This window comes from Caulobacter sp. UNC279MFTsu5.1, from assembly GCF_900114015.1.
Taxonomy (GTDB): Bacteria; Pseudomonadota; Alphaproteobacteria; order Caulobacterales; family Caulobacteraceae; genus Caulobacter.
In genome coordinates this window covers 147,619-174,178 of the sequence record NZ_FORN01000004.1, presented here as the reverse complement: position 1 = coordinate 174,178, position 26,560 = coordinate 147,619, and the positions used below count along the sequence as shown (strand labels likewise).

Sequence of the window (26,560 nt, the reverse complement as noted above, 5' to 3'; positions counted from 1 at the left end):
GTTCCCGCGCCGCGGCTTGAAACGTCGCCTGCCATGAGGTCTGCTGCACCTTGGCCGTGATCGCGGTCGGGAAGGAACACGGGCATGGTGAAAACCCGTGACCAGGGGCTCGCCGTCGAGACGTTCGCGCCGGGCGAAATGCGCGAGCGGATCGGCACGTTCAACTGGGCGGCGACGCCGCTCGGGCCGCGGGCGACCTGGTCGCCCTGCCTGAGGTTCGCTGTCGACACGATCGTCGCCAGCCGGTTTCCCAGCGCCCTGCGCTGGGGCCCCGAGCTGGTGCTGATCTACAACGACGCCTATGCGCCCATGCTGGGCGAGCGCCATCCACACGTCCTGGGCACGACCTTCGCCGAGGCGCCGCCGAGTTCGGCCGCCGAGTCCGAGGGGCCCGAGCGGGCGATCCTGGCCGGGGCCAGCGGCGGCACGATCATCGAGGAGCTGCCGCTTTCCACCACCCATCCGGACGGCTCGACCACCGACGGCTACTTCACCATCCGCCTCAGCCCCTTGCCCGACGCCGCAGCGCCGTCGGGCGTGGGCGGGGTGCTGATCGCCCTGACCGACGTTACGCGGAAGGTGCAGGCCGACCAGGCCCTGCGCACCAGCGAGGAGCGCTACCAGCTGGCCCTGCGGGCGGCCAGCGGCGTGGGGACCTGGGACTGGGACATCGTCACCGACAAGGTCTATGCCGACGCCCGCTACGCGATGTTCCACGGCGTTGATCCCGAACGGGCCGCCGCCGGGGCGCCGCTGGCGGAATTCAGCAGGGCCCTGCACCCTGACGACCATGCACGGCTGCTGAAGTCGGGCCGCACACACCTGAAGACCACGGGCGACTTCGACGAGGAGTATCGGCTGATCCAGGCCGACGGTTCGGTCCGGTGGGTGCAGACTCGCGGCCGGGTCGAGCGAGACGCCAACGGCTGGGCCGTCCGCCATCGCGGCGTGATGGTCGACATCACCGACCGCAAGCGCATCGAGCAGGCCCTGGAGGCGGCCGAGGCCGACCTGCGCATCGCCGTCGACGCCGCCGGCCTGGGCCGCTGGGACCACAATCCGCAGACCGGCGAGCGCTTCTGGGACAAGCGTTGCCGCGAGATCTACGGTTGGTCGGAGGGCGTGATCGAAGATCCGCCGGGCGCCTTCGAGCGACTGGTCCATCCCGACGACCTGCCGGGCCTGATGGACGCCGTGCGGAGCGCCATGGACCCGGCCGGCGACCACACGATCAACCGCGAATACCGGATCCGGCGCTGGGGCGACGGCGCGGTGCGCTGGATCGAGACCTTCGGCCGCGCCTTCCTGCACGACAGCCGGTGCGTGCGCTTCGTCGGCGTGGTCTCCGACGTCACCGAGCGCAAGGAGGCCGAGGCCGACCTGATGCTGCGGGAGGCGACCATGGCCCTGGCCCTGGACGCGGGCAATGTCGGCACCTGGGATTTCGACGTCGCCAAGCGCCAGCTGCGGTGGTCCGAGCGCGGCTACGACATGTTCGGCATCACGCCGGGCGCGGATGTCGGCGTGGACGACTTCTACGCCGCCATGCATCCCGAGGACCGCGAGGCCACGCGCCAGGCGTTGCGGGCCGCGATGAATCCGGCGCTGCGCCGCGACATCGACGTCGAGTACCGCACGATCGGCCGCGACGACGGCCGGGAGCGCTGGATCTCGGCCAAGGGGCGCGGCTTCTTCGACGAGGCCGGCAGGCCGACGCGGGTGGTCGGCGCCACCGTCGACATCACCGACCGCAAGCGGGCCGAGCTGCATCTGCGGCTGCTGGTCAACGAGCTGAACCATCGGGTCAAGAACTCGCTGGCTACGATCCAGGCCATCGCCGCCCAGACCTTCCACGCCGCCCGCTCGCTGCCCCAGGCTCAGGAGGCGTTCTCGGCCCGCGTCGTCGCCCTGGCCGAGGCCCACGACCTGCTGACCCGCGAGAACTGGGAGGGGGCCGACCTCCTGGACCTGCTGGTCCGGCTGGAGACCGTGCACGGCGGCCCCGAGCGCTTCGCGCTCATCGGCCGGCCGGTGCGGCTGTCGCCGCGCATGGCCCTGTCGCTGTCGATGGCGCTGCACGAGCTGGCGACCAACGCGGTCAAGTACGGGGCGCTGTCGACGCCGCCGGGCCAGGTGCGGATCGCCTGGAGCGTGGTCCCGGGGTCCGTCCAGTCCCGCCTGGTGCTGACCTGGACCGAGACCGGCGGCCCGCCGGTGGCGCCGCCGACCCGGCGCGGCTTCGGCTCGCGCCTGATCGAACGTGGCCTGGCGGCCGAGCTGTCGGGCGAGGCGCATATCGACTTCAGGCCGGACGGGGTGGTGTGCCGGATCGAGGCGGCGCTGGACGGGTAGGGGCCTTCGGTTCCTCAGGAATCGACGGGCGTCGGCGCCTTGGCGGCCGCGGGTTTCAGGGCGGCGACCACCGTCGCGATCAGGGCCATCAGGGCCACCGGAACCAGGGCCAGCAGCCAGACCAGCACGACCAGGGCCAGTTGCAGCACGCTGGTGGCCACGACCAGGGCCTTGGATTCCTTGCGGTGTCCCCGAGGGGAGCGGAACGTGGCGTGCACGGCGGGCATGGGCGCTCTCAAACTTTTTCCCCACCCGACCCGACATCGACCCTAGCGGCGTCGTCCGGCCGCGAAAATCGGGTAAAACCCTAATCTCGGCTTTACCGTGTTCGCAGGTTGCGGGCGATCTGGGCGTCGCTGCGCCGCAGGCTCAGCAGGGCCGCGCCGGCCAGGCCCAGCGGGATCAGGGCCCAGGGCCAGAAGCCGGCCACGGCGACGCCCGTCGCCCCGGCCAACAGGGCGGAGACCAGCATTTCGGCGATCGTGGCCATCCACGAGGCGCCGCCGCGCCGCTTGAATTCCGACCGCTTGCCCGGCCGTTGGTGCCAGATGTTGATCAGGCCGCTGCTCCAGGCGGCCAGGGCCGCGCCCAGGGCCGTCCAGACGCCGGCGGCCGGGGCGAACCAGGCCAGGGCGGCGATCGGCAGGACCAGGAACAGCGCCACCGGGATCAGGGCGGCGGTGATCTTGGCGCGGCGCAGGGTGCGGATTCGGGCTGGGGACACCGCCAGCAGGTCGGGCGCCTCCTCGGCCGACAGGGTGATCCAGGCCAGGCTCCCGGCCACCTGCCCGGCCAGGAACGCCACCACCCCGGCCCCGCCCGCCAGGGCCGCGGCGGTTCCGTGAGCGGCGTTGCGGCTGAGCACCAGGGCGGTGGGGATCAGGTACAGCACCCGCAGCAGCACCTGCGACAGCAGCGCCGCGTCGCGGCCGATCAGCAGCAGCTCCTTGCGCAAGGTGGCCAGGAACGGCCCGGCGGCGAAGGCGCGGCGGGCCTCGCCCCGGGTCGCCCTGGCGGGGCGGGCCGCGGTCTTGCCCTGGGTGGCGGCGGCGGCGTCCGAGAACCGCCGGCCCAGGGCCAGGGCGGCCAGGGCGAACAGCGCCGCCGAACCGGCCAGCAGGGCCAGCAGCGGCGCGGGCTGGCCCAGCATGGCCCGCAGCGGCAGGCTCAGGATCGGGGCCGGATGCAGCCGGCCTTCCTGGGCCTGGCGGGCGATCTCGGCGAACAGGCTGTTGCTTTTCTGGGCGCCCAGGATGGTGCGGGCCTGGCTGACCAGGAAGAAGGCCGCCCCGACCAGGGCCGCCATGACCTGGGCCACGGTGCGGGTGCGGCGCGGGCCGATCAGGGCGAACAGGGCCATGGCCAGCAGGAGGCCGACGGCGGTGGAAGCCAGAGCCAGGGCGCCCAGCACGCCGAACACCCCGATCCAGCCGGGATGGCCCCAGATCACCGACGGCAACAGCAGCGGCGTGACGGCAAGCAGGAAGATGGTGATCACCCCGCCGGCCACGCCCAGCGAGCGCACGAACAGAACCTTGGCCGGCCCGATCGGCGAGGAGAACAGCAGGTCCAGGTCGCCCCGCTCGTACAGCGCCTCGCTCGAGGCGCTCAGGGTCTGGGACAGCATCAGGGTGAAGATCACCGCGCTGGCCAGGGCCGCGAGGCTGATCGAGATCGGATTGATCGGGACCTCGACCTCGTGCAGACCCAGCGCCGTCGCCACGCCGCCAGCCAGCAACATCGTCGCCACCACGACCAGGCTGACGAGGCCCCGGGCGCCCTTGCCCGCCCGGCCGGCGCGGAAGTTGCGCCAGTACAGCCGCATCTCATGGGCCAGCAGCCAGGGGATCGAGCCGGGCGCGGCCAGGGTCACGCGGCTTTCCCGTTGGCGTCGCCGGCGGTCAGTTGCAGGAAGACGTCCTCCAGGCTGGAGCCGCCTTGGCCTTCGCCCGCCTGGCTGCGCAGGGCGTCCAGCGTGCCCTCCGCCAGCAGGCGGCCGCCGGCGATGATGCCGATGCGGTCGGCCATCCGCTCGGCCACCTCCAGGATGTGGGTGGTCAGGATCACCGTACCGCCGGCGTCGACGCGCTCCTGCAGCATGTCCTTGACCAGCCGGGCGGCGCCGGCGTCCAGGCCGGTCAGCGGCTCGTCCAGGATCAGCAGGCGCGGGTCATGGATCAGGGCCCCGGCCAGGGCCACCTTCTGCTTCATGCCGCGCGAGAAGCCCTCGCAGCGAGTCCGCGCCTCGGCCGCCAGGCCCAGCTTGGAGAGCAGCTCTTCAGCCCGCGTCTTGGCGGCCTTGGGCTCGATGTTCCAGAGGCCGGCGACGAACTCCAGATATTCCAGCGGGGTCAGCCGGTCATAGACCATGGCCTCGTCGGGGGCCCAGGCGGTGATCGCCTTGGCGGCGGCCGGATCGGCCAGGGCGTCGATCCCGAAGATGCTGATCGCGCCCTTGTCGGGCTTGGTCAGGCCCGCGACCATCCGCAGGGTGGTGGTCTTGCCCGCCCCGTTCGGTCCCAGCAGGGCGTAGAGCTCGCCGGCGTGGACCGTAAGATCCAGGTCCATGACCGCCGGCTTGGTGAAGGTCTTGTCGAGGCCGCGGACGATCAAGGCTTCGGTCAACGGCGGGATCCCCGAGGTTTGGCGTCAGGTCATGTGAACGCGATTGGGGCGAGGGTTCAAGCTCCTCACCCCGCGGCTCTTCAGAGATGCAGCCACGCCGCCTGCGCCGCCAGCCGGTAGTCCTCGTTCCACGGCGGGCCTAGCGCCGCGCCCAGGGCGTGCAGGCGGGCCTCCAGGCCGGCGGCGTCGACGCCCAGGGCTTCGGCCAGGGCGGGCGGCAGGTCGCGTTCGGCGATCCGGTGAACCCGCAGCCCCAGGGCCGCGCAGGCCTGGGCGACCGCGTCGCGATAGAAGTCGCCCTCCGCGGCGTGCATGCGGGCATGGACCCGCAGGATGTCCTCCAGCGCCTCCGGAAGCCTCGCGGCGGCGGCCGGGGCGACGGCGACGCGGACGGCGGCGCCGTCGCCCCGCAGGTCGGCGACCAGCCGGCCAATCTCCCGGGCGGCGTTGGCCTCGACGGCCGCGCGCACGCGGCCGATCAGGGCCTGGCCCTCGATCGGGCCCAGGGCCCGCGCCTGATGATAGACGAACCGCTCCCGTCCGGCGGCGAAGTCGATCCGTCGTCGCGCGACGACCCGCAGCGCATCGGGGCGGCCCGTCAGCGCGACGACGGCGGTCCAGTAGGTGTGGGGCCGAAACCCCAGGACGGCGAGGGAGCTTCCGTCGCCCATCACGTCCTCCGCGCGTTCGACCGCGCCAGGCTACGCCCGCCCGGGCCGCGAGGCCACCGAAGGCTGGAGTGGCGCTAGTCCAGCATCACCAGGTCCATCCGGGCGATCCGGGCCTTGTCGGCCACCGCCTCGATGGCCGCCACGCGGTCGCCGGCGACGGAGACCAGCAGGACCAGCAGCAGCTTGCCGTCGACCATGACCGCCGCGCCCAGGCCGCCGTCGACCAGGACCGGCCGAGCCGAGCGGGCGCGGCCCACGAAGGCGGGCGCCACGGCGTCGACGCCGCGCAGTTCCGCGGCCCCGCCCAGCTGCACCGCCGCCGGGTCGGCGCGGCACACCACGTCGGGCGCGAGGACGTCCAGCAGGGCGCCCAGGTCGCCACCGCGCGAGGCGGCCAGGAAGGCCTCGACCACCTTGCGCTGGCGCTCCAAGTCGGTCCTGGCCGGCGTCGTGGCGCCGCGCACCCGCCGCCGCGCCCGGCTGGCCAGCTGGCGCGTGGCGTCGGAGGTGCGGCCGACGATCGGCGCGATCTCGTCGAACGGCAGGTCGAACAGGTCATGCAACACGAAGGCCGCCCGCTCGGCCGGGGGCAGGGCTTCCAGCACCACCAGCAGGGCCAGGCCGACCGAGTCGGCCAGCAGCATCTCGCGGCCGGGAAACAGGCTGTCGTCCTCGTCCATCGCCAGGTCGGGAGCCTCGGGCCCCAGCAGATCCTCGCGCCGCGACCGGCGGGCGCGCAGCAGGTCCAGGCAGACCCGCGAGACCACCGTCGTCAGCCAGCCGCCGAGGTTGGACACCTGGGCGACGTCGGATCGGCTGAGCCGGATCCAGGCCTCCTGCACGGCGTCCTCGGCCTCCACGTACGAGCCCAGCATGCGATAGGCCACCCGACCCAGATGGGCGCGATGGGCTTCGAACTGGTCGCTGAGAAAATTCTGCTGGCTCACGGTCACATTCCTTCGAGATCGTCCGTCAAGGAGGTGACGGTCGAAGAGCGGCCGATGTGACCAGCCCAGGAGAGAAAAGCCATGTCCGCGACCCAAACCCTGCAAGCCCGCCAAACTCCGCAAGCTCGCATGACCCATCCTGTCTTCGTCCTGCCCGACGCCAGGAAGGCCCTGATGGCCCTCGACGCCGCGATCAAGGCTACCGGCGTGTCGGAGCGCACCCTGGAACTGATGCATCTGCGGGCCAGCCAGATCAACGGCTGCGGCGTCTGCGCCGACATGCACCCCAAGATCGCCCGCAAGCTGGGCGAGACCGACGAGCGGTTGTTCGCGGTCGCCGCCTGGCGCGACACGCCTTACTTCACCGAGGCCGAGCGGGCCGCCCTGGCCCTGGCCGAGGCCGTCACCCGCCTGGCCGACCGCGCCGACCCGGTGCCCGACGACGTCTGGAACGCCGCCGTCCAGCACTATGACGAGGCCCAGCTGGCCTCGCTGGTGCTGTCGATCGCCAAGATCAACGTCTGGAACCGCCTGAACGTGGCGATCCGCCAGATGGCGGGGGGGAGCTGGGGCTAATTCGGCCGCCCGTCGGGCTCCAGCTCGAACGCCGCGTCGAGGGTGATCTCGTCCACGACGGTTCCCTTCAGCGCGGCGTCCAGCACCTCGCCCAGCGAACCCCAGACGAAGGCCAGCTGTTCCAGCACGGCGGGCAGGCGCTCGGGCTCGAAGCCGGGATAGAGGTCGGCGACCAGCCACAGGCCGGTCAGCTCGTCGAAACCGAACCGGCAGCCGATCATGCGGAACTGGGCGCGGGCGACGGTCTCGAACAGGGCGGTCAGGTCGCGGGCCCGCTCCAGGTCGGCCTCGTCGAACACTTGGCAGCGCGCCTGCAGCCACTCGCCCTCGCGGAACAGGTAGAAGGCCCCGCCGTCGTCGGATCCCGAGACTTCCAGGCCGCGATCGATCTCGGCGACGACATAGCCGGCCTCGCGGCAGACGTCGGCGATTTCATTCAAATCGGGAGGAAGGGTTTCGTCCGCCATGGTCGGATCCAATCGCGCTATGAAGACGCCAAATAGCGCGCGAGACGCTTCTTCGCCATCGGCGCCGTTCAGGGGACGTACACCAGCAGGATTTCGAAGGCGTAGCGCGCTCCGTTTTCCTGGACGCGCGCGGACAGCACGAGATCGGCCGCACCTTCTTCTTCGGTGAAGAGATCGACCAGCACCTCCCAGTAGCCGATCTGCCACTGGCAGACCGACGTGGCCCAGGTTTCCTCCGGCAGCCTGGCCAGTCTGCCGCCATAGGCCTTGAGATTTTCCGCAATATGGTCGGCGAGGCCGGCGTTGATCGGAGCCACCTGCTCGATTCCGGCGCTCAGTCTCAGGTCGCCGAAACGGAACGCCTCTACGACGGACCGGAACGTCTCGCGCCATTCGGAGGGAATAGGCCGCTGACGATGCTCGTCCTTGACGACAGGAACCGTCGCCACGGCCTAGCTCCGGTAATCCCCGTTGATCGCCACGTACTGCTTGGTCAGATCGCAGGTCCAGACCGTGGCCGAGCCCTTGCCGACGCCGACGTCGACGCTGACCTCGAACTCCGCGCGCTTGACGTACCGGCTCATCGCCGCCTCGTCGTATTCGGCCGAGACCAGGCCGTCGCGGGCGGCGTAGAGGTCGCCGAACCGGACGCTGATCTTCTCGCGGTTGACCGGCTCGTCGGCGCGGCCCACGGCCATGACGATGCGGCCCCAGTTGGCGTCCTCGCCGGCGAAGGCGGTCTTGACCAGCGGGCTCTCGGCGATGGTGCGGGCGATCTTGCGGGCCGACAGCGGGCTCTCGGCGCCGTTGACGGTGATCTTGACGAACTTGGTCGCGCCCTCGCCGTCGCGGACCAGCTGCAGGGCCAGGTCCAGCAGCACGGCCTCCAGCTTCTCGCGGAAGTCGGCCAGGCGGCGGTCGCCGGCCCGGTGGATCTTCGGCGCGCCCGACTGGCCGGTGGCGAACAGCAACAGGGTGTCGTTGGTCGAGCGGTCGCCGTCCACCGTCACGCAGTTGAAGGTGGTGCGGGTGTAGAGGCTGACCAGGGTCTGCAGGGCGGCCGGGGCGATGGCCGCGTCGGTGGCCACGAAGGCCAGCATGGTGGCCATGTCGGGAGCGATCATGCCCGAGCCCTTGGCGATGCCGGCGATCCGCACCTCGTGGCCGTCGATCAGGGCGGTGGCGTAGGCCCCCTTGGGGAAGGTGTCGGTGGTCATGATCGCCGAGGCCGCGCCGGCCCAGGCGTCCTCGGTGAAGCGGGTCTCCACCTCGCGCAGGTTCGAGATGATCTTGCTGTCGTCCAGGATCACCCCGATCACCCCGGTCGAGGCCATCATCACGTCGCGCTGGCGGCAGTCGAAGCGCTTGCCCACGGCCGTGGCCACCCGGCGCACCGCGTCGGCGCCCGGCTTGCCGGTGAAGCTGTTGGCGCAGCCGGCGTTGACCACCAGGGCCCGGACGTCCTGGCCGCCGGACGCGGCCAGCTGCCGCTTGCACCAGTCGACCGGAGCCGAGCCGACGCCGTGGCGGGTGAAGACCCCGGCCGCCGAAGTCCCTTCGGCGAAGCGCATCAGCAGCATGTCCTCGCGCTGGTGCTTGTAGAAGCCGGCGCGGCCGGTGGCGATCTCGACCCCGGCGATCGGCGGGATGGTCGGGAACGGCACGGCCAGGGGCGAGACGGCCAGGCCCGGCTTGCCCGGCGCCCCGGCGGCGGGCGCGGCGGCCGGCTTGGCGGCCTGCACCGCCTCCGGCGAGCCCTGGTTGGCGTCCTTCTGGGCGCGGCGCAGGCCCGCGCGCTTGAGGGCGGCGGTCAGCGGGTCGACCAGCGCCCGTTCCAGGGTCTGGCCGACGCTGGCGCCGACCTGGCCGACGATCTCGGCCGGGGTGGGCGGGGGCGCGGCGGCGGGGGTCTTGGGAGCGGCCTTGGCCTTTTTCGGGGCGGCGGGCTTTGCGGGCTTGCGGGTCATTTCTTGGCCGGAGCTTGAGCGGGGGCGGACGCCGGCGGGGCGTCGTCGAGGTCGGAGGAGGGGGCCTGGTCGGCCGCGGCGCCGGGCGGGGCCGAGGCCGGCTCCTGGGGCGCGCCGGGCACGTCCTGGGGCTTGCCGGTCAGCATCTCGACCTTGGCGCCGCCGCGCAGCTTCTCCAGCAGGTCGCGGACCTGGTCATAGGTCAGGAAGCGCACGATCTGCGGCCGGGCGGCCTCCAGGGTGATCGGCTCCTCCAGGCGCTTGTCCTCGACGCGCAGCACGGCCCAGCCGCCCTCGGTCTGGAACGGGCCGACCAGGGCGCCTTTCTGGGCGTCCTTCAGCGCCACCGCGTAGGCCGGCGGCATGACGTCGACGGTGAAATAGCCCAGGTCGCCGCCGTTGAAGCGGGTGGCAGGATCGGTCGAGCGCTCCATGGCCAGGGCGTCGAACGAGGCGCCGGCGGTCAGCAGCTTCTTGACCGCCTCGGCGTCGGCCTGGCTGCCGACCAGGATCTGGCGGGCGCGGATCTCTTCCGAGCGCTTGGACAGCTTCTGCTGCTCGGCGTAGAGGCCGCGGATGGCGTTCTCGTTGACCGCCTTCTCGACGACGCTCTCCACCAGCATGTCGCCCAGGATGCGTTCGCGCGCGGCGGCCAGGCGGCGCTGGGCCACCGGATCCTTGTCCAGCTTCTGCTTCAGGGCCTCGGCGGCCAGCAGCTTCTGGTCGACCACCTCGTCCAGGCGCTGGCGGAACAGGTCCGAGCCGATGTCCAACGGCTCGCCCTCGCTGATCAGCCCCTGGGCCACGGCCTCGCGCTTGACGTCCGAAGCCCAGACCGTGTGGCCGTCGACCCGGGCGACGGCGGTGTCGCCGGGCTCGGGCGGGCGCTCGTCGGCCTTGTTGCGGCCGCAGGCGGCGACCAGCAGGGTCAGGACCAGGACGACCGCGAGGCCGTATGCGCGGGGCTTGCCAATATTCATCTGTGGCCGATCTCCGGCTGAATCTCACTGAGCGCTCTAGCGCGGTTTAACGCCAAGAGGAAACAGCTTCGCGATGTGGATCGGAAAACGCGCCAAGCGGTTAAACCCGGCGCAAACCGTCACTACGGCCCCCCGCCTCGCGTTGACACCCGCTGGGCCGGTGCTTAAGTCTCCGCGCGCGTACAGGACGTGGAATTTCCGCGCGCTTCGACGCCTCGAATTTACCGTAGTGAAGGCCTTCAAGCCCTAGCGCCGGCCTCACAGACACCCGCTCCGGAACCCTCACTTCATGCTCGGCTTCGCCAAAAAGTTCTTCGGCTCTTCCAACGAACGCAAGGTCAAGGCGATGTCCGCCCAGGTGGCGAAGATCAACGCCCTGGAGCCGGAATACGCCGCGCTGTCCGACGAGGCCCTGCGGGCCAAGACCGACGAGTTCAAGGCCCGCCTGGCCAAGGGCGAGACGCTCGACAGCCTGCTGGTCGAGGCCTTCGCCACGGTCCGCGAGGCCAGCAAGCGCGTGCTGGGCATGCGCCACTTCGACGTCCAGATGGTCGGCGGCATGGTCCTGCACGGCGGCGGCATCTCGGAAATGCGCACCGGCGAGGGCAAGACCCTGGTCGCCACGCTGCCCACCTACCTCAACGCGCTGGAAGGCAAGGGCGTCCACGTCATCACCGTGAACGACTACCTGGCCAAGCGCGACGCCGAGTGGATGGGCCAGATCCACAACTTCCTGGGCCTGTCGTACGGCGTGATCGTCAACGGCCTGTCGCAGGGCGAGCGCCAGCGCGCCTATCGCAGCGACATCACCTACGGCACCAACAACGAGTTCGGCTTCGACTACCTGCGCGACAACCTCGTCTACAGCGTCGAGGAAATGGTCCAGCGCGGCCACCACTACGTGATCGTCGACGAGGTGGACTCGATCCTGATCGACGAGGCCCGCACGCCGCTGATCATCTCGGGCCCGACCGAGGACCGCAGCGAGTTCTACAAGACCATCGACGTCCTGGTGAAGGAGCTCATCAAGGACAAGACCAACTACGATCACGACGAGAAGCAGAAGCAGGTCATCCTCACCGAGGACGGCCAGGAGCGCATCGAAGAGATCCTGATGGCGGGCGGTCACCTGGCCGAGGACACCGCCGGCCTCTACGACGCCGCCAACATCTCGGTCGTGCACCACGTCAACCAAGCCCTGCGCGCCAACGTGCTGTACACGCTCGACAAGGACTACATCGTCAAGGACGGCGAGGTGATCCTGATCGACGAGTTCACCGGCCGCATGATGACCGGTCGCCGCCTGTCGGAAGGCCTGCACCAGGCCATCGAGGCCAAGGAAGGCGCCTCGATCCAGCCCGAGAACCAGACCCTGGCCTCGGTGACCATCCAGAACTACTTCCGCCTCTACAAGAAGCTGTCGGGCATGACCGGCACGGCCGCGACCGAGGCCCAGGAGTTCGACGACATCTACAAGATGGGCGTCAGCGAGATCCCGACCAACCGCCCGGTCCAGCGCATCGACGACGATGACGAGGTCTATCGCACCGAGCGCGAGAAGAACGAGTCGATCCTCAAGCAGATCGCCGACTGCCACGCGCGCGGCCAGCCGATCCTGGTCGGCACCGTGTCGATCGAGAAGTCGGAAGAGCTGTCCAAGCTGCTGTCGACCTACGCCTGGGAACATGACGGCAAGAAGCACAAGGGCATCCCGCACCAGGTGCTGAACGCCCGCTTCCACGAGCAGGAAGCCGGCATCGTCGCCGACGCGGGCGTGCCCGGCGCGGTGACCATCGCCACCAACATGGCCGGCCGCGGCACCGACATCCAGCTGGGCGGCAACCTCGACATGCGCCTGGCCAACTGGCGCCAGCAGCAGAAGGGCCTGGGGATCACCCCGACCCACGAGGACGAACTGGCCCAGAAGGCCGAACTGGAGGTCGAGATCGGCGAAGCCAAGGCCAAGGCCCTGGCCGCCGGCGGTCTGTTCGTGCTGGGCACCGAGCGCCACGAGAGCCGCCGCATCGACAACCAGCTGCGCGGCCGGACGGGCCGTCAGGGCGACCCGGGCCGTTCGAAGTTTTTCCTGTCGTGCGAGGACGACCTGCTGCGCATCTTCGCCGGCGAGCGCCTGGATGCGATCATGCGCACCTTCGGCGTCCAGGAAGGCGAGGCGATCACCCACAAGTGGCTGAACAACGCCATCGCGACGGCCCAAAAGCGCGTCGAGCAGCGCAACTACGAGATCCGCAAGAACCTCCTGAAGTACGACGACGTCGTCAACGACCAGCGCAAGGCCGTGTTCGAGCAGCGCCAGGAGTTCATGGAGGCGACCGACCTCTCGGAAATCATCACCGAGATGCGCCAGGACGTGGTGGACGACCTGGTCGCCCGCTACATGCCGCCCAAGGCCTATGCCGAGCAATGGGACATCGAGGGTCTGGACGAACGCGTCCAGGCGGTGCTGGGCCTGACCCTGCCGCTGAAGGAATGGGCCGCCGAGGAAGGCTTCGGCGACGAGGAGATGCGCGAGCGCCTGACCAAGGCCGCCGACGCCTACGCCGCCGAGCGCGAGGTGATCATCACCCCCGAGCAGATGCGCTCGGTGGAGAAGAACTTCCTGCTGCAGATGATCGATCTGCAGTGGCGCGAGCACCTAATGCACCTGGACCATCTGCGCAACGTTATCGGCCTGCGCGGCTACGGCCAGCGCGACCCGCTGAACGAGTACAAGACCGAGGCCTTCTCGCTGTTCGAGAAGCTGCTGGGCGATCTGCGCACCAACACCACCCGCTGGCTGATGACGGTCGAGATCGCCTATGCCGAGCCCGAGCCGCTGCACGCGCCCGAGGGGCTGACCCAGGTCCACCTGGATCCGCTGACCGGCGAGAACGCCGCCACGGCCGGCGCCCTGCCCGAGGGCCTGTCGCCGCAGCAGCGCGAGGCCCTGCCGGTCTCGGTCCTGCCGGAGGGCTGGGAATACACCGCCCGCAACGGCGCCTGCCCCTGCGGCTCGGGCAAGAAGTTCAAGCACTGCCACGGGGCGCTGGTTTAGGCGCTCTTTCCCTCTCCCCCTGGGGGAGAGGGGGGCCTCCGAAGGAGGTCGGGTGAGGGGTTGAAGAACGAAAAAGCCGCGTCCAGTCGAAAGACCGGACGCGGCTTTTGCTTTTGGGAGACCCCTCATCCGTCAGCCTTCGGCTGACACCTTCTCCCGCAAGGGGAGAAGGAAGAGGTCAGGCGGGGCTCTTTAGTCGATCGGGTTCCAGCGTTCCGACGGGGCCGCTGCGCGCTTGGGGCCGCGGAAGTCGCCGCCGCCCGAGCGGGCCTGGCCTTGCGCCTGGGCCTGGCCGTTACCCTGACCGCCGCCGCCGTTGCGGCCGCGGTTCTGCTGGCCGCCGGGCTTGCCGTGGCCTTGGCCCTGGCCGCCGCCCTTGTTCGGACGGTTGCGCTGGCGGCGCAGTTCCGACGGCACGTTGTTGCGCGGGTCGGCGCGGCGCGGATCGACGTATTTCTCCGGCGGGGCCAGCTTGTCGGCCACGGCCGCGGCGGCCGCCAGGCCCTTGTCGTTGCGCCGGTCGAAGGTCGGGATGGTCTGGCGGGTGGCCTTCTGGATGTCCTTCAGCAGCGGACGCTCGTCATCGGCGCAGAAGCTGATGGCGATGCCGTCCTTGCCCTTGCGGGCGGTGCGGCCGATCCGGTGGACATAGGCCTCCGGCACGTTGGGCAGCTCGTAGTTGAACACGTGGCTGATGTCGTTGACGTCGATGCCGCGCGCGGCGATGTCGGTGGCGATCAGCGCCTTGACCTGGCCGGCTTTGAACGCCGCCAGGGCGCGCTCTCGCTGGCCCTGGGTCTTGTCGCCGTGAATCGAGGCGCTCTCGATGCCGCTGGCGACCAGGTACTTGGCCACGCGGTCGGCGCCGCGCTTGGTGCGGGTGAAGACGATGGCGCGCTCGACGGCGCGGTCTGCCAGCAGCTCGGCAAGCAGCGGACGCTTGCGCTGGGCCTCGATGAAGATCAGCGACTGGTCGATGCGCTCGACCGTGGTGGCCTGCGGGGTGATCGACACCTGGGCCGGGTTCTTCAGCAGCTCACCGGCCAGCTTGCCGATTTCCGACGGCATGGTGGCCGAGAAGAACAGGTTCTGGCGCTCTTTGGGCAGCTGGCTGGCGATCTTGCGGATCGGCACCACGAAGCCCAGGTCCAGCATCTGGTCGGCCTCGTCCAGCACGAAGATCTCGACGCCGTTCAGGTGGGCGGACTTTTCGCCCAGGTGGTCCATCAGGCGGCCCGGGGTGGCCACGACCACGTCGACGCCGGCCGCCAGGGCCTTCATCTGCGGACCGTACTTCACGCCGCCGAAGATGGTGGCGACGGTCAAACCCAGGTGCGCGCCATAGGCCTTGAAGTTGTCGGCGATCTGGGTGGCCAGCTCGCGGGTCGGCGACAGCACCAGGCAGCGGAAGCCGCGGCGCGGGGCCGGCCGGCGGTCTTCGGCCAGGCGATGCAGGATCGGCAGGGCGAAGGCGGCGGTCTTGCCGGTGCCGGTCTGGGCGATGCCCAGCAGGTCGCGACCCGACAGCACGGTCGGGATGGCTTGCGCCTGGATCGGGGTGGGCTGGGTGTAGCCCTTGTCGGCCAGAGCCTTCAGCAGGGGCTTGGCGAGGCCGAGATCGGAGAATTGAGTCACTCAGTGTCTTTCGTGCAGCCGCACGAGACGGCGCATGCGGTCCTCGCACGGCTCGCCTGGCGGCGGGTCGGTGGGGAGCGCCCCGCGTGACACGGGCGGTCTGATGAGAAGCTTTCAGGGCGCTCGACAGGCTGGACCGGAAAGGTCCCTCACGCGGCTGGAGCGCCAATAACGCCAGATGGCGTGAGGCCTATGTCGTTTATTGCAGGTGCGAAGTCAAGGGCGGAGCTGGCGCGCCGGTGACCTGCAGGGTCTCGAACTGCTGAAGCTGGTCGCCGCGCAGCGACAGGTCGGCGATCAGGTCGATGTCGACCCTGTCGCTGCCCGTCCCGCTCAGGACCGTGCCGAGCAATTGGCCGCCGGCCGCCAGCTGGAACACGTCGTCGCCGGCCCCCAGGTCGGCCGTGCCCGCCAGCGCGCCGCCCGGCAGGATCGACAGCGTCTGGCCGGCCTGGCCTTCGAACGTCGTGGTCTCGCCGGCCGCGCCGAGCACGCCGGACACGGCCATCTGGCCGCCGTTCAGGGCGATGGTCTCGAAGCCGCTCAGCGAACCGCGAGGGTCACGGGCGTGGTCGCCGTGATGCGGACGGCTTCGTCCTGGTCGCCGCCCGAGAGGCGGCCCACGGTTTAGGATCCGGCGGTTAGGCAGGCGTTCGCGCCGGCCAGGCTGATGGAGTTCCAGCTCTGGTCGAGCGCCAGGGTCAGGTTCCCCGCCCCCGGTCACCCGCGCCGCCGGCGAAGGCGACGGCGCCGGTGGTGACCACGCCGTCGCCGGCCAGGACGACCGCCGAGCTGTCTTTCAGGACGATCGGACCAGCCCCGAAGACGCCGACATAGTTGAGGCTGCCGCCGCCGATCTGTTCGAAGCTCTCGAAGTTCACGAGGCGATCAGCGTGTCGTCCATGGAGCCGAGCAGCGCGTCGCCGACGATGGTCCCGCGGTTCCAGATCGTTTGCGAGTTCGCCATCTGGATGGCGATCGGGCCTCCGGACGAGATCACGCCTCCCACGTCATTGCCGAGCGAGAGATTGAAAGTCGCGTCGATGGCCGGTCCGACCCGAGGTTGGTGATGAGACCGGTGTTCGTTTCGCGCGGAAGTTGCAAACGTTCAAGGCGCCTCGAAAAAGCGCTCCACCTGCGCGCCCCAGCCATAGGTGGCGCTATTGAGCTGGTCGCGGTCGTAGGCCGGGACCTCCTTGAAGCGGTCCTTGGTCAGGTCGGCGACATAGGCCTCGTCCTTGTCGTCCCAGGTCAACAGGCGCCAGGGCAGGGGGCGGAACTTGCCGCCGGCCGCGAACAGGCCCGCGGGCTCGACGGCGACGTAGCGGACGATGCCGGCGTCGCGATCGATGAACAGTTCGCGGATCACGCCCAGCCTGTGGCCGCCGGCGTCCTTGACCTTCACCCCGATCAGGGCGGCGCTCTTCACCAGGCGATCGTCGAGGCTCATCGGGGGCTCCCTTGGGTTGTCCGCAAACAAACGCGGCCGCGGCGCGGATCGATCCACGACGGACTACGACCTCTGGCGGGGTTTGCGGCCGCCCCGGAGCGGGCTATGCATGTTAGCGTTACCGTCATCGGCGCGACCGGGACACAGGGCGGGACCGGGAGAGACGTATGATCGGCAAAATCCGGGCGCTGCGCTGGTGGATGATCGGCCTGGTGATGTTGGGCGCGGTGCTCAACTACCTGACCCGCAGCACTCTGGGCGTCGCCGCTCCAACCGTGCTGGCCGACCTGCATATCGGCCCCAAGGAATATTCCTGGATCACCGGCGCCTTTCAGCTGGGGGTCATGCTGCAGCCGTTGTGCGGCTACGTGCTGGACTCCATCGGACTGAAGCTGGGCTTCGCCCTGTTCGCCACCGCCTGGTCGCTGATCACCATGGCCCACGGCCTGGCGGGAAACTGGCAAGCGCTGCTCGGCCTGCGCGGGGCGCTGGGCGTGGCCGAGGGCTGCGCCCATCCGGCCGGGATGAAGGCGGTGTCGACCTGGTTTCCGGCCCGCGAGCGCGGCCTGGCCGGCGGGGTCTACAATATCGGCGCCTCGATGGGTTCGGTGCTGGCGCCGCCGCTAGTGGCCTGGTCGATCCTGGTCTGGAACTGGCGGGCCGCCTTCGTGGTGGCTGGGGTCCTGGGCCTGGCCTGGGTGGCGCTGTGGCTCTTCGCCTACCAGTCGCCCGACAAGCACAAGGCCCTGTCCGACGCCGAGCGCGAGCTGATCGCCGCCGGCCAGGAGGCCCATCTGGAGGCCGCCGGGGCGCGGCCCTCGATGCTGAGCCTGCTGGCCCGTCGCAACTTCTGGGGCATCGCCCTGCCCAGGTTCCTGGCCGACCCGACCTGGGGCACGCTGTCGTTCTGGATCCCGCTGTACCTGACCACGGTCCGGCATTTCGAGCTGAAGCAGATCGCGCTGTTCGCCTGGCTGCCGTTCGTGGCGGCCGACCTCGGCTGCCTGTTCGGGCCGGCGGTGGTGATGTTCCTGCAGAGGCGCGGAGTCGGCCTGATCAACGCCCGGCGCGGGGCCTTCACCCTGGGGGCGGTGCTGATGACCGGCATGATGTTCGTCGGCCGGGTCGAGAGCCCCTATGTCGCCATCGCCCTGCTGTGCCTGGGCGGCTTCGCCCACCAGACCCTGTCGGTGACGGTGATCACCATGTCGTCGGACCTGTTCCGTCGCAACGAGGTGGCGACGGTGGCCGGCATGGCCGGGTTCTTCGCCAATCTGGGCGTGCTGGTCTTCTCGTTGCTGATCGGAGGCCTCGTGGCCACGGTCGGCTACGATCCGTTCTTCGTCGCCCTGGGCGTGCTGGACCTTGCCGGCGCCGCCTTGCTGTGGACCCTGGTCCGCGATCCGGCCAACACCCCGACCGCCAAGCCCGTCACCGTTCCCGCCCTGTAGAGTCATGCCGCAAGACACGATCCACAATCCCATCCTTAGGGGCTTCAACCCCGACCCGTCGATCGTCCGCGTCGGCGACGACTATTACATCGCCACCTCGACCTTCGAGTGGTTTCCTGGCGTTCAGATCCATCACTCGCGGGATCTGGTGAACTGGCGGCTGCTGACCCGGCCCCTGACCCGACCCAGCCAGCTGAACATGCTGGGTGCGCCCGACGGCTGCGGGCTCTGGGCCCCCTGCCTGACCCACGCCGACGGCCGGTTCTGGCTGATCTACACCGACGTCAAGCGCTATGGCCGCACCACCGTGGGTGGAGCCTCAGGCGCCTCCCTGCGCGACTTCCACAACTACCTGGTCACCGCCGACGACATCGAGGGGCCGTGGTCGGACCCGGTGTTCCTCAACAGCAGCGGCTTCGACCCGTCGTTGTTCCACGATGACGACGGCCGCAAGTGGCTGCTGAACCAGCTGTGGGACCACCGGCCGGGCCGCAATCGCTTCGCCGGCGTCGTGGCTCAGGAATACGACGCCTTCGCCGCCCGGCTGGTCGGCGAGCGCAAGCTGATCTTCCCCGGCACCGCCCTGGGCCTGACCGAGGCGCCGCATCTCTACAAGCGGGGCGGCTGGTATCACCTGATCACCGCCGAGGGCGGCACTGGTTTCGGTCACGCGGTGACCATGGCCCGCTCGCGGACGCTGGAGGGGCCCTACGAACTGCATCCCGACGGCCCGGCGCTGACCGCCCGCGACCGGCCGCACGTGGCGCTGCAGCGGGCCGGCCATGCCGATCTGGTCGAGACCCCCGACGGCACGACCTGGATGGCCTATCTGTGTGGCCGGCCCCTGCCCAATCGCGGCCGCTGCGTGCTGGGCCGCGAGACGGCGATCCAGCCGATGGCCTGGGGCGACGACGGCTGGCTGCGCACCCGCGACGGCTCGGGCGACCCGGAGCTGGCCCCGCCGTCGCCCGGCCTGCCGCCCGCGCCCTGGCCCGCCCCGCCGGCCTGGGAGGACTTCGACGGCCCCGGCCTGCCCCTCGACTTCCAGTGGCTGCGTTCGCCGTTCCCGGACGAGCTGTTCAGCCTGACGGCCCGTCCCGGCTGGTTGCGCCTGCATGGGCGCGAGACGATCGGCAGCCAGCATCGCCAGGCCCTGGTCGCCCGCCGCCAGCAGGCGATTTGCTACGGCGCCCGCACGGTGCTGGACTTCGCGCCGCAGCACTTCCAGCAGGCGGCCGGGCTCGTCTGCTACTACGGGGCCAGCAAGTTCCACTATCTGTTCGTGTCGCGCGACGAGGAACACGGCCGCTGCCTGCAGGTGATGTCGGCCCTGCCCGACAGCCCCCAGGCCGACGCCTTCACCGCGCCGATCCCGCTGCCGGACCAGGGCCTGATCCACCTGCGGGTCGAGGTCGATTTCGAGCGCCTGCGCTTCGCCTTCAGCCTGGACGGCCAGGCCTGGACCTGGCTGCCGCAGGTGTTCGACGCCTCGATCCTGTCGGACGAGGCCACCGCCCCCGGCGCCCCCAACTTCACCGGCGCCTTCGTCGGCATGGCCTGCCAGGACCTGTCGGGCGCGGCCTGTCCGGCCGACTTCGATGGGTTCGGCTATGTGGAGCGGGAGTATCAGGCGGAGGTGGGGTGAGGCGGCGCTATCACCGAGGGGGCGCGGCGCAGACAGGTGTTGCCAAGCCGCGCGACGCGTTGGACTAACGCCCCATGACCAAGCCCACCGTCCTCGTCGCCGCCGCCGCCCTGATCGATGTCGACGGCCGCGTGCTGATCTGCCAGCGCCCGAAAGGCAAGCAACTGGCCGGCTTGTGGGAGTTTCCCGGCGGCAAGGTCGAGCCCGGCGAGACCCCGGAGCAGTGCCTGATCCGCGAACTCCACGAGGAGCTGGACATCAAGGTCGCCCAGGCGTGCCTCGCTCCGTTCGTTTTTGCATCCCACGGTTACGAGTCCTTTCACCTCCTCATGCCACTCTACCTGCTGCGGCGCTGGGAAGGACTGGTGACCGCCAAGGAGCACGAGGCGCTGAAATGGGTGAAGCCGGACCAGTTGGCGGACTATCCGATGCCGCCGGCCGACCTGCCGCTGATCGCCTGGCTGCGCGATCTGCTCTGAGGCGTTTCTGGCGCGACGAACGCGGCGCCACGGCCATCGAGGTCGGCGTCCTGGTCGCCTTGATCAGCGTGGCTCTGATCGGAATCCTCACGGCGCTGCAGGGCAACCTGAAGATCTCGTTCGGCAAGGTCGAAACCACGCTGGACACGGCCAACGCCGCGAACTGAGGGTAGGGCGGGTTCGGAACCTCACTCGGCTGTCATCCCGGAAAGCGCGCAGCGCTTGTTTGGGACCTCGGTGAACCGCGCCGCGTTGGCGCAGTCTCCTGGATCCCGGCTCTCCGCTTCGCTGCGGCCGGGATGACAACGGTGATTTGGCCAGAACCCTACCCCCCCGCCTTGTCCCCCGCCGGCTGCTCCACCGTCCCCAACGCGTCCGCCAGCCGCATCTTGGCCGAGCCCGGGCGCAGGGGTTTCTGCTGGCGTTCGTGCGGGGCCCAGCCGGTGACGGTGATGATCTCGAACGTGGCCGGCACGCGGCCGTCGGGCTCGGCGAAGCGGTCCTGGTAGATCTCCATCGCCCGCAGCAGCACTTTGCGGCCCAGCGGCTTGCGCGAACGGTCGATCAGCACGCTGGTCTCGCCCATGGCCCGCAGGTCCTTGAGCAGGGCGATCGGGTGGGCGTAGCGCACCTTGACCCGGTCCTTATCGGCGACCGGCAGGGCGAAGCCGGCGCGTTGCAGCAGGCCGGCGGCGTCGACCGTGTCGGCGAACGGCGAGACGCGCGGGAAGGCCCCGCCGGTGATCTCGTCCTCGGCGGCCAGCAGGGCCTGGCGCAGCTCGGTCAGGGTGGCTCCGCCGAACAGGGCGCCGACGAACAGGCCGTCGGGCTTGAGGGCGCGGCGGACTTGGATCAGGGCCCCGACCAGGTCGTTGGTCCAGTGCAGGGCCAGGGTCGAGACCAGGAGGTCGATCGTCGCATCGCCGAACGGCAGGCGCTCCTCGTCGGCCACGATCCGTGCGCCGCGGCGCCCTTCCGAAGAGTCTTGGGCCAGCATCCGCGCCGACAGGTCGGTCTCGATCAGCAGCCCGACCTTGGCGCGGGCGTCGCTGCCCTCCAGCGCTCGCGAGAAAGCGCCGTTTCGGCTTCCCAGGTCGACGGCCACCGGAAACTCCCGCAGGATCGCCTCCAGGCGCAGCACGGCGTCCTCGGCGGCGCGGGCCTTTAGGAAGCCGGCGGCGTCGAAGCCCGGGGCGGCGCGGTCGAGACGGGCGCGCAGCAGGGCGCGGTCGAAGAGCTGGGGAGCGGCGGTCATGTCCGTGCAAGATGGGCCTTCCCGCGCGCCATGGAAACCTTTTGCGAAGCCGCCGGCTCGCGTCACGGCGTTCGCCCAGGGGATGCTGGACCTGATCCTGCCGCCGCGCGCCTTCGACGGCGGGGCGGCCTTGACCTCGGGCCTGTCGGCGGCGGCCTGGAGCCGCATCACCTTCCTGGACGGTCCGGTCTGCGACGGCTGCGGCGCGCCGTTCGCCTACGACGCCGGCGAGCTCCGCTGCGCCCTGTGCCAGGCCCGGCCCCGCGCCTTCGCGCGGGCGCGGGCCGCCTGCCTCTATGACGAGCACTCGCGCGACCTGATCCTCAAGCTCAAGCACGCCGACCGCACAGACCTGTCGGGCCTGTTCGCCCGCTGGCTGTCGCGCTGCGCCGCCGACCTGCTGGACGAGGCGCAGGCGGTGGTCCCCGTGCCGATGCACCGCTCGCGCCTGCTGAAGCGCCGCTACAACCAGGCCGCCGAGATCGCCCGGCCGCTGTGCGCCATGGCGGGGCGGACCTATCTGGCCGACGCCCTGGTGCGGAAGCGCGACACCGACAGCCAGGGCGGCAAGTCGGCCACGGGCCGCCGCCGCAACGTCGCCGCCGCCTTCGCCGTGCCCGAGGCGCGTCGCCATCGGGTGATCGGCCGCAAGCTGCTGCTGGTCGATGACGTCCTGACCACGGGGGCGACGGCCGAGGGCTGCGCCCGGGCGCTCCTGGCGGCCGGCGCCACGCAAGTGTCGCTCGCCGTTGTCGCGCGCGTTACAGAAATGCAGGCGCGTCCTATATGAGGACGGAAACGACTTCTGTTACGGATTCCCCATGGCCAAGGTCACCATTTACACCCGCCCGTTCTGCGGCTACTGCGCCCGCGCCCTGAAGCTGCTCAACGACAAGGGCGCCGACTTCACGGAAATCGAGGCGGGCATGGACCCGGCGCTGCGCAAGGAGATGATGGACCGTTCGGGCCGCGCCACCTTCCCGCAGATCTTCGTCGGCGACCAGCACATCGGCGGCTGCGACGACATGATGGCCCTGGAGCGCGAGGGCAAGCTGGACCCGCTGCTGGCCGCATGACGACGCCCCAAGCGCCCCTGCGCGTCGGCCTGGTCCAGACCCGCACGCCCGCCACCCACGCCGCGGCGCTGGAGCACGTCGCCCCCCTGGTCCGCGAGGCGGCGGCGCAGGGCGCCCGGTTCATCCTGACGCCCGAGGGCGTCAACGTGCTGCAGAAGGACCGCGAGCGGCTGCTGCCGACCCTGGTCTCGCTGGAGGACGACCTGGTGGTGCGCGGCCTGCGCGACCTGGCCCGCGAGCTTTCCGTCTGGATCGACGTCGGCTCGGCCCTGGTGAAGCGGGAAGACGGCAAGGCCGCCAATCGCCAGGCGGTGATCGACCCGACCGGGGCGATCGTGGCGACCTACGACAAGCTGCACATGTTCGACGTCGACCTTCCCCCAAGAGACGGCAAGAAGGGTGAGACCGCGCGGGAATCGGCGACCTATGAGCCGGGCGACCGGGCGACCGTGGTCGAGACTCCGCTGGGGACCTTCGGCCTGACCATCTGCTACGACATGCGCTTTCCGGCCCTGCACCGGGCCCTGGCGCTGGGCGGGGCCCAGATCCTGACCGTGCCGGCCGCCTTCACCCGGCCGACGGGCGAGGCCCACTGGGACATCCTGCTGCGGGCCCGCGCCATCGAGACCGGCTCGTTCGTGATCGCCGCGGCCCAGGGCGGCTTCCACGAGGACGGCCGCGGCACGTGGGGGCGTTCGATCGCCATCGGCCCGTGGGGCGAGGTGCTCGGAAAGCTTGACCACGACGAGCCGGGCGTGTTGATCGCCGACCTCGACCTCGCGGCCGTCGACAAGGCTCGAGCGGCGATCCCGGCCCTCAAGAACGCCCGTGAATTCACGGGTCCCTGACCCCATATAAGCTTCATGATCAAGTACGCGCTCAGCTGCGATCACGACCACGCCTTCGAAGGCTGGTTCGGCTCGTCGTCCGACTATGACGACCAGGCCGCGCGCGGGCTGCTGGAATGCCCGCTGTGCGCCTCCAAGGCGGTGCGCAAGCAGATCATGGCCCCGGCCGTGGCCGGGACCAAGGCCCAGAAGGCCGCGCCCGAGCCCAGCGCCGCCATGCGCGAGATGATGATGAACGCCATGGGCGAGGTCCGCCGCCAGGTCGAGGAGAACTTCGACTATGTCGGCGACCGCTTCGCCAAGGAGGCGCGTGACATCCACGACGGCAAGTCCGAGGAGCGCGGCATCTACGGCGAGGCCTCGCCGAAAGAGGTCAAGGCCCTGGTCGAGGACGGCATCAAGATCGCGCCCCTGCCGCCGGCGCCGCCGAAGAAGACCGAGGTGAACTGAGAGGATCGTCTCACAACGATAAAAGCTTCGGGAACGGAGCGTTCCCCTAAGCCGCCGCCATCTCCTTCGGCGCCGTTTCCAAGACGGCGGACCGGCGCGATCAGGCAAAAAAGAAGGCGCCGACCGCTGTCGACGCCCCCTTCGCTTCCCGTGACGTGGAGACCGGAGCCCCGTCTAGTAGCGACGGTACTCGTAGTGGCAGTTCTTCTTCTTGGAGTTCTTCTTGGCGATCTGGTTGCCGGCGACCGCGCCCAGCGCGCCGCCGAGCAGGGCGCCTTCGGTCTTGTTGCCGTGACCCGCGACGACGGCGCCCAGCGTGCCGCCGCCGACGGCGCCGATCACCGTGCCCTTGTTGCGGGCGCTCTTGGTGCTCTTGCACACCCAGACCTTGTGGGTGCGCGTCTGCGCTTCGGCGGCGGTGACGGCCACCGTGGACGCCGTGAAGCCGAGGGCGACGACGACGGCGAGAGTTTTCAGATGGGCGCGCATGGCGACCTCCCTGGTTTGTTGGCGATCCTTGAACGCTAGATAACGCTCAAGCTTCAAATGAGTTCGATGATTGTCGGGATTGCGACCTGAACGGGGGATGAAGCGGCGCCGACCACGCCGTTCATCCCCGTTCAGCCGCTAGCCCTGGACGCGATAGCGGCCCTGGCTGTCGGGGCAGACGCGGACATAGCGGGTCTCGACGCGGCCGTTGTAGTCGGTGTCGGCCGGGGCCAGGCGGCAGCGTCTGGAATAGTTGCTGTAGTCCGCGTTGGAGCTGGCGCGATAGCGGCGGCTTTCGCGATAGGCGACGGTCTCGTCGTAGGTCCAGTATTGGCCGTTGGCGTCGCAGCGGCTCTTGGCCGAGGCGTTGCCGATGCTGGCGCCGATCCCCGCCCCGACCAGGGCGCCCAGCACCGTGCCTTCCGGCTTGGCGTTGCGGGCGGCCAGGTTCGAGCCGGCCACGGCGCCGACCAGGGCCCCGATCACGCCGCCGGCCGTGGCGTTCTTGCGGGCGTCGATCCGGCATGGCGCGTTGTACGAGACGTCGTCGCCGTAGCGGCCGGCGTAGGGCGCGCCGTAGCGCGTGGCGTAGTCCGGATAGCGACGGTCATAGGCGCCGGAGCCGTAGCGCCGGTCGTAGTCGTCCCGCGCGCGTTCGTACTCGGCCCGGTCGCGGTCGTACTGGGCCCGCTGGCTCAGATAGTCGCTGCTGTCGGAGCTGTAGACCCGGCCGCTGGCGCTGAAGCGCCGCGCCTGGTCGGGATAGCGGCGGTCATAGGCGCCATAGCCGTTGCGACGATCGTAGTCGCGGCGGGCGTCCTCGTAGATCTGGCGGTCGTGGTCGAACGCGGCCTGCTCGCGATAATAGTCCGAGCTGTCGGAATAACGCGAGCGATCGAAGCGCGTGGCGTATTCCGGATAGCGACGATCATAGGCGCCGGCCCCGTAGCGGCGGTCGTAGTCGGCCTTGTCGCTCAGGTATCGGGCGCGGTCGCGGTCGTAGTCGCGCTGCTGCTGCTGATAATCGGCGCTCTGGGCGTCATAGACCGCGCGCTGGTCGCCATAGGCATCCAGGCGCTGCTGGTAGGCCGCGTCGGGCGACTGGGCGAAGACAGGCGCGGCCGTGCTCAGGGCGACGGCCGAAGCCATCAGCCACATGGGGGGTCTCAAAATCATGATGTTCTCTCCGTTCCAACGAACGGATCGACGTTCGGCCCCCGAAGCGAGCCGCCAATCCTGGCAGGATGTCCCTTGCCAATAGAAAGCGCGGCGGCGGTACAGGTTCCGTCAGGCGGCGGGCAGGCGGGCAGGAGCGCCGTCACCCTGGGCGCGTCAGGCCTTGGTCACCGTCATCATGTAGTTGATGTCGACATCGGCCGAACGGCCCCAGCGGCCGGTCAGGGGATTGTAGGCCACGCCGAACGGGCCGTGCATCGTCACCGGCTCGCCGGCCAGGAAGGCGCGCAGTTCGTCGGGCTTGAGGAACTGCTTCCAATCGTGGGTGCCGGGCGGCACCCAGCGCAGCACGTATTCGGCGCCGATCTTGGCCAGGGCCAGGGCCTTCAGCGTGCGGTTCAGGGTGGCGACGATCATCAGGCCGCCGGGCGCCAGCAGCCGCGAGCAGGTGCGCAGGAACTCGCCGGGATCGGCGACGTGCTCGATGACCTCCATGGTCAGCACCACGTCGAACGGCCCCGCGCCCTCGGCCAGCAGCTGTTCGGCGGTGGCCGGGCGGTAGCCGATCTCCAGCCCCTGCCCAGCGGCGTGGGCGGCGGCGGTCTTGATGTTGTTCTCCGAAGCGTCGATCGCGGTGACGGTGAAGCCCAGCCGCGCCATCGGCTCGCTCAGCAGGCCGCCGCCGCAGCCGACATCCAGTAGGCTGAGGCCCTCGAACGGCGCGCGCGCATTACCGTCGCGTTCGAACCGCGCCAGGGCCTGCTCGCGAATGAAGCCCAGCCGGCAGGGGTTGAACACGTGCAGCGGCGCGAACTTGCCGCGCGGGTCCCACCACTCCGCCGCGATGGCCGAGAACCGCGCCACGTCGGCGGGGTCGATGCTCCAGGACGGGGCGTTTCCAGCGGAGGGAGGCGGATCGGCGGGCGGACTCATGACCTTGATGTAGCAACGACATCGCCAGCGGCA

The 26,560-nt window shown here is 70.1% G+C and carries 29 protein-coding genes; 11 read left to right on the top strand and 18 right to left on the bottom strand.

The window, feature by feature from the left end; translation table 11 throughout:
* Positions 1 to 84 precede the first annotated feature (84 nt).
* Positions 85 to 2,352, top strand: coding sequence for a PAS domain-containing sensor histidine kinase (locus BM066_RS03295; RefSeq protein WP_089924319.1), 2,268 nt, complete (start codon positions 85 to 87; stop codon positions 2,350 to 2,352).
* Positions 2,353 to 2,366: 14 nt separating this feature from the next.
* On the opposite strand, the gene BM066_RS03290 is transcribed toward BM066_RS03295, so the two are convergent.
* The 5 genes from BM066_RS03290 to BM066_RS03270 all read right to left on the bottom strand — a co-directional run bounded on the left by BM066_RS03290 (position 2,367) and on the right by BM066_RS03270 (position 6,595).
* On the bottom strand, positions 2,367 to 2,579 hold the full coding sequence (locus tag BM066_RS03290) for a hypothetical protein (RefSeq protein ID WP_089924317.1): 213 nt from the start codon (positions 2,577 to 2,579) through the stop codon (positions 2,367 to 2,369).
* 92 nt (positions 2,580 to 2,671) lie between these two features.
* The gene (locus BM066_RS03285; RefSeq protein WP_089924314.1) at positions 2,672 to 4,225 is read right to left on the bottom strand and encodes a hypothetical protein; all 1,554 of its coding nucleotides are present in this window, start codon (positions 4,223 to 4,225) and stop codon (positions 2,672 to 2,674) included.
* Positions 4,222 to 4,920 (bottom strand): ABC transporter ATP-binding protein, encoded by a 699-nt coding sequence (locus BM066_RS03280; RefSeq protein ID WP_255367460.1) that lies wholly within the window; start codon positions 4,918 to 4,920, stop codon positions 4,222 to 4,224. The genes BM066_RS03285 and BM066_RS03280 overlap by 4 nt, the downstream gene beginning before the upstream one ends.
* Positions 4,921 to 5,057: 137 nt before the next feature.
* The gene (locus tag BM066_RS03275) at positions 5,058 to 5,648 is read right to left on the bottom strand and encodes a hypothetical protein (RefSeq protein ID WP_089924307.1); all 591 of its coding nucleotides are present in this window, start codon (positions 5,646 to 5,648) and stop codon (positions 5,058 to 5,060) included.
* A 74-nt stretch (positions 5,649 to 5,722) separates the two neighbouring features.
* Positions 5,723 to 6,595 carry a sigma-70 family RNA polymerase sigma factor gene (locus BM066_RS03270; protein ID WP_089924442.1) on the bottom strand — a complete coding sequence of 291 codons (873 nt, stop codon included), beginning with the start codon at positions 6,593 to 6,595 and terminating at the stop codon, positions 5,723 to 5,725.
* An 81-nt stretch (positions 6,596 to 6,676) separates the two neighbouring features.
* Here BM066_RS03270 and BM066_RS03265 point away from each other — a divergent pair, with 81 nt between their 5' ends.
* A complete protein-coding gene (locus BM066_RS03265; protein ID WP_218150890.1) occupies positions 6,677 to 7,171 on the top strand; it encodes a carboxymuconolactone decarboxylase family protein in 495 nt (164 codons plus the stop codon).
* Here the strand turns inward: BM066_RS03265 and BM066_RS03260 are convergent.
* The 4 genes from BM066_RS03260 to BM066_RS03245 form a co-directional block, all read right to left on the bottom strand.
* A complete protein-coding gene (locus tag BM066_RS03260; protein WP_089924437.1) occupies positions 7,168 to 7,638 on the bottom strand; it encodes a hypothetical protein in 471 nt (156 codons plus the stop codon). The two genes, BM066_RS03265 and BM066_RS03260, sit on opposite strands and share 4 nt — an antisense overlap.
* Before the next feature lie 68 nt (positions 7,639 to 7,706).
* Positions 7,707 to 8,087, bottom strand: coding sequence for a DUF7668 domain-containing protein (locus tag BM066_RS03255; RefSeq protein WP_089924303.1), 381 nt, complete (start codon positions 8,085 to 8,087; stop codon positions 7,707 to 7,709).
* A gap of 3 nt (positions 8,088 to 8,090) precedes the next feature.
* Positions 8,091 to 9,605 (bottom strand): bifunctional glutamate N-acetyltransferase/amino-acid acetyltransferase ArgJ, encoded by a 1,515-nt coding sequence (gene argJ, locus BM066_RS03250; protein ID WP_255367454.1) that lies wholly within the window; start codon positions 9,603 to 9,605, stop codon positions 8,091 to 8,093.
* The gene (locus tag BM066_RS03245; RefSeq protein ID WP_089924301.1) at positions 9,602 to 10,585 is read right to left on the bottom strand and encodes a peptidylprolyl isomerase; all 984 of its coding nucleotides are present in this window, start codon (positions 10,583 to 10,585) and stop codon (positions 9,602 to 9,604) included. Before BM066_RS03245 ends, argJ begins: the two co-directional genes overlap by 4 nt.
* Positions 10,586 to 10,874: 289 nt before the next feature.
* Here BM066_RS03245 and secA point away from each other — a divergent pair, with 289 nt between their 5' ends.
* Positions 10,875 to 13,640, top strand: a complete 2,766-nt coding sequence (secA, locus tag BM066_RS03240; RefSeq protein ID WP_089924298.1) for a preprotein translocase subunit SecA — start codon at positions 10,875 to 10,877, stop codon at positions 13,638 to 13,640.
* A gap of 192 nt (positions 13,641 to 13,832) precedes the next feature.
* On the opposite strand, the gene BM066_RS03235 is transcribed toward secA, so the two are convergent.
* The 5 genes from BM066_RS03235 to BM066_RS03220 all read right to left on the bottom strand — a co-directional run bounded on the left by BM066_RS03235 (position 13,833) and on the right by BM066_RS03220 (position 16,725).
* Positions 13,833 to 15,275, bottom strand: a complete 1,443-nt coding sequence (locus BM066_RS03235) for a DEAD/DEAH box helicase (protein WP_089924294.1) — start codon at positions 15,273 to 15,275, stop codon at positions 13,833 to 13,835.
* Positions 15,276 to 15,474: 199 nt separating this feature from the next.
* On the bottom strand, positions 15,475 to 15,783 hold the full coding sequence (locus BM066_RS03230) for a hypothetical protein (protein WP_089924291.1): 309 nt from the start codon (positions 15,781 to 15,783) through the stop codon (positions 15,475 to 15,477).
* Positions 15,784 to 15,976: 193 nt separating this feature from the next.
* Entirely contained in the window at positions 15,977 to 16,156 is a 180-nt protein-coding gene (locus BM066_RS03225; RefSeq protein WP_089924289.1) for a hypothetical protein, read from the bottom strand.
* Positions 16,153 to 16,275: a hypothetical protein gene (locus BM066_RS26805; RefSeq protein WP_255367453.1), complete on the bottom strand. Its 123-nt coding sequence runs from the start codon at positions 16,273 to 16,275 to the stop codon at positions 16,153 to 16,155. Before BM066_RS26805 ends, BM066_RS03225 begins: the two co-directional genes overlap by 4 nt.
* 108 nt (positions 16,276 to 16,383) lie before the next feature.
* Positions 16,384 to 16,725, bottom strand: a complete 342-nt coding sequence (locus tag BM066_RS03220) for a PRC-barrel domain-containing protein (protein ID WP_089924287.1) — start codon at positions 16,723 to 16,725, stop codon at positions 16,384 to 16,386.
* Positions 16,726 to 16,892: 167 nt separating this feature from the next.
* Between BM066_RS03220 and BM066_RS03215 the strand changes: the two genes are divergently transcribed.
* The 4 genes from BM066_RS03215 (at position 16,893) to BM066_RS03200 (ending at position 20,467) form a co-directional block, all read left to right on the top strand.
* Complete coding sequence (locus BM066_RS03215; protein WP_089924284.1) at positions 16,893 to 18,176, top strand: MFS transporter; 1,284 nt, start codon at positions 16,893 to 16,895, stop codon at positions 18,174 to 18,176.
* A gap of 4 nt (positions 18,177 to 18,180) precedes the next feature.
* Positions 18,181 to 19,821 (top strand): glycoside hydrolase family 43 protein, encoded by a 1,641-nt coding sequence (locus BM066_RS03210; RefSeq protein ID WP_089924282.1) that lies wholly within the window; start codon positions 18,181 to 18,183, stop codon positions 19,819 to 19,821.
* A 74-nt stretch (positions 19,822 to 19,895) separates the two neighbouring features.
* The gene (locus BM066_RS03205) at positions 19,896 to 20,300 is read left to right on the top strand and encodes a (deoxy)nucleoside triphosphate pyrophosphohydrolase (protein ID WP_089924279.1); all 405 of its coding nucleotides are present in this window, start codon (positions 19,896 to 19,898) and stop codon (positions 20,298 to 20,300) included.
* Positions 20,216 to 20,467: a Flp family type IVb pilin gene (locus BM066_RS03200; protein WP_177218365.1), complete on the top strand. Its 252-nt coding sequence runs from the start codon at positions 20,216 to 20,218 to the stop codon at positions 20,465 to 20,467. Before BM066_RS03205 ends, BM066_RS03200 begins: the two co-directional genes overlap by 85 nt.
* Positions 20,468 to 20,625: 158 nt before the next feature.
* On the opposite strand, the gene BM066_RS03195 is transcribed toward BM066_RS03200, so the two are convergent.
* Positions 20,626 to 21,555, bottom strand: a complete 930-nt coding sequence (locus BM066_RS03195) for a methyltransferase domain-containing protein (protein WP_089924431.1) — start codon at positions 21,553 to 21,555, stop codon at positions 20,626 to 20,628.
* Here BM066_RS03195 and BM066_RS03190 point away from each other — a divergent pair.
* Genes BM066_RS03190 through BM066_RS03175 form a run of 4 tightly spaced genes read left to right on the top strand, consistent with a single transcriptional unit; the run spans position 21,554 to position 23,929 of the window.
* Positions 21,554 to 22,345 (top strand): ComF family protein, encoded by a 792-nt coding sequence (locus BM066_RS03190; protein WP_255367452.1) that lies wholly within the window; start codon positions 21,554 to 21,556, stop codon positions 22,343 to 22,345. The two genes, BM066_RS03195 and BM066_RS03190, sit on opposite strands and share 2 nt — an antisense overlap.
* Before the next feature lie 31 nt (positions 22,346 to 22,376).
* Positions 22,377 to 22,631: a glutaredoxin 3 gene (gene grxC / locus BM066_RS03185; RefSeq protein ID WP_056753479.1), complete on the top strand. Its 255-nt coding sequence runs from the start codon at positions 22,377 to 22,379 to the stop codon at positions 22,629 to 22,631.
* The gene (locus BM066_RS03180; protein WP_089924276.1) at positions 22,628 to 23,479 is read left to right on the top strand and encodes a carbon-nitrogen hydrolase family protein; all 852 of its coding nucleotides are present in this window, start codon (positions 22,628 to 22,630) and stop codon (positions 23,477 to 23,479) included. The genes grxC and BM066_RS03180 overlap by 4 nt, the downstream gene beginning before the upstream one ends.
* Before the next feature lie 15 nt (positions 23,480 to 23,494).
* Positions 23,495 to 23,929 (top strand): DUF1178 family protein, encoded by a 435-nt coding sequence (locus tag BM066_RS03175; RefSeq protein WP_089924271.1) that lies wholly within the window; start codon positions 23,495 to 23,497, stop codon positions 23,927 to 23,929.
* Positions 23,930 to 24,103: 174 nt separating this feature from the next.
* On the opposite strand, the gene BM066_RS03170 is transcribed toward BM066_RS03175, so the two are convergent.
* The 3 genes from BM066_RS03170 to ubiG form a co-directional block, all read right to left on the bottom strand.
* Positions 24,104 to 24,418, bottom strand: a complete 315-nt coding sequence (locus BM066_RS03170; protein WP_035072319.1) for a glycine zipper 2TM domain-containing protein — start codon at positions 24,416 to 24,418, stop codon at positions 24,104 to 24,106.
* Between the two features lie 138 nt (positions 24,419 to 24,556).
* Complete coding sequence (locus BM066_RS03165; protein ID WP_089924268.1) at positions 24,557 to 25,594, bottom strand: glycine zipper 2TM domain-containing protein; 1,038 nt, start codon at positions 25,592 to 25,594, stop codon at positions 24,557 to 24,559.
* A 156-nt stretch (positions 25,595 to 25,750) separates the two neighbouring features.
* A complete protein-coding gene (ubiG, locus tag BM066_RS03160; protein WP_089924265.1) occupies positions 25,751 to 26,527 on the bottom strand; it encodes a bifunctional 2-polyprenyl-6-hydroxyphenol methylase/3-demethylubiquinol 3-O-methyltransferase UbiG in 777 nt (258 codons plus the stop codon).
* Positions 26,528 to 26,560 lie beyond the last annotated feature (33 nt).

What these genes read in the sequence shown, in the direction of transcription:
- secA (WP_089924298.1), top strand. Translation starts at nt 10,875, where the DNA reads ATGCTCGGCTTCGCCAAAAAGTTCTTCGGCTCTTCCAACGAACGCAAG.
- BM066_RS03180 (WP_089924276.1), top strand. Translation starts at nt 22,628, where the DNA reads ATGACGACGCCCCAAGCGCCCCTGCGCGTCGGCCTGGTCCAGACCCGC.
- BM066_RS03220 (WP_089924287.1), bottom strand. Translation starts at nt 16,725, where the DNA reads ATGAGCCTCGACGATCGCCTGGTGAAGAGCGCCGCCCTGATCGGGGTG.
- BM066_RS03170 (WP_035072319.1), bottom strand. Translation starts at nt 24,418, where the DNA reads ATGCGCGCCCATCTGAAAACTCTCGCCGTCGTCGTCGCCCTCGGCTTC.
- BM066_RS03260 (WP_089924437.1), bottom strand. Translation starts at nt 7,638, where the DNA reads ATGGCGGACGAAACCCTTCCTCCCGATTTGAATGAAATCGCCGACGTC.
- argJ (WP_255367454.1), bottom strand. Translation starts at nt 9,605, where the DNA reads ATGACCCGCAAGCCCGCAAAGCCCGCCGCCCCGAAAAAGGCCAAGGCC.
- BM066_RS03175 (WP_089924271.1), top strand. Translation starts at nt 23,495, where the DNA reads ATGATCAAGTACGCGCTCAGCTGCGATCACGACCACGCCTTCGAAGGC.
- BM066_RS03230 (WP_089924291.1), bottom strand. Translation starts at nt 15,783, where the DNA reads ATGGCCGTGTCCGGCGTGCTCGGCGCGGCCGGCGAGACCACGACGTTC.
- BM066_RS03280 (WP_255367460.1), bottom strand. Translation starts at nt 4,920, where the DNA reads ATGGACCTGGATCTTACGGTCCACGCCGGCGAGCTCTACGCCCTGCTG.
- BM066_RS03210 (WP_089924282.1), top strand. Translation starts at nt 18,181, where the DNA reads ATGCCGCAAGACACGATCCACAATCCCATCCTTAGGGGCTTCAACCCC.
- BM066_RS03195 (WP_089924431.1), bottom strand. Translation starts at nt 21,555, where the DNA reads ATGACCGCCGCTCCCCAGCTCTTCGACCGCGCCCTGCTGCGCGCCCGT.
- BM066_RS03165 (WP_089924268.1), bottom strand. Translation starts at nt 25,594, where the DNA reads ATGATTTTGAGACCCCCCATGTGGCTGATGGCTTCGGCCGTCGCCCTG.
- BM066_RS03295 (WP_089924319.1), top strand. Translation starts at nt 85, where the DNA reads ATGGTGAAAACCCGTGACCAGGGGCTCGCCGTCGAGACGTTCGCGCCG.
- BM066_RS03290 (WP_089924317.1), bottom strand. Translation starts at nt 2,579, where the DNA reads ATGCCCGCCGTGCACGCCACGTTCCGCTCCCCTCGGGGACACCGCAAG.
- BM066_RS03205 (WP_089924279.1), top strand. Translation starts at nt 19,896, where the DNA reads ATGACCAAGCCCACCGTCCTCGTCGCCGCCGCCGCCCTGATCGATGTC.
- BM066_RS03265 (WP_218150890.1), top strand. Translation starts at nt 6,677, where the DNA reads ATGTCCGCGACCCAAACCCTGCAAGCCCGCCAAACTCCGCAAGCTCGC.
- BM066_RS03215 (WP_089924284.1), top strand. Translation starts at nt 16,893, where the DNA reads ATGATCGGCAAAATCCGGGCGCTGCGCTGGTGGATGATCGGCCTGGTG.
- BM066_RS03200 (WP_177218365.1), top strand. Translation starts at nt 20,216, where the DNA reads ATGGGTGAAGCCGGACCAGTTGGCGGACTATCCGATGCCGCCGGCCGA.
- BM066_RS03245 (WP_089924301.1), bottom strand. Translation starts at nt 10,585, where the DNA reads ATGAATATTGGCAAGCCCCGCGCATACGGCCTCGCGGTCGTCCTGGTC.
- BM066_RS03275 (WP_089924307.1), bottom strand. Translation starts at nt 5,648, where the DNA reads ATGGGCGACGGAAGCTCCCTCGCCGTCCTGGGGTTTCGGCCCCACACC.
- ubiG (WP_089924265.1), bottom strand. Translation starts at nt 26,527, where the DNA reads ATGAGTCCGCCCGCCGATCCGCCTCCCTCCGCTGGAAACGCCCCGTCC.
- grxC (WP_056753479.1), top strand. Translation starts at nt 22,377, where the DNA reads ATGGCCAAGGTCACCATTTACACCCGCCCGTTCTGCGGCTACTGCGCC.
- BM066_RS03190 (WP_255367452.1), top strand. Translation starts at nt 21,554, where the DNA reads ATGTCCGTGCAAGATGGGCCTTCCCGCGCGCCATGGAAACCTTTTGCG.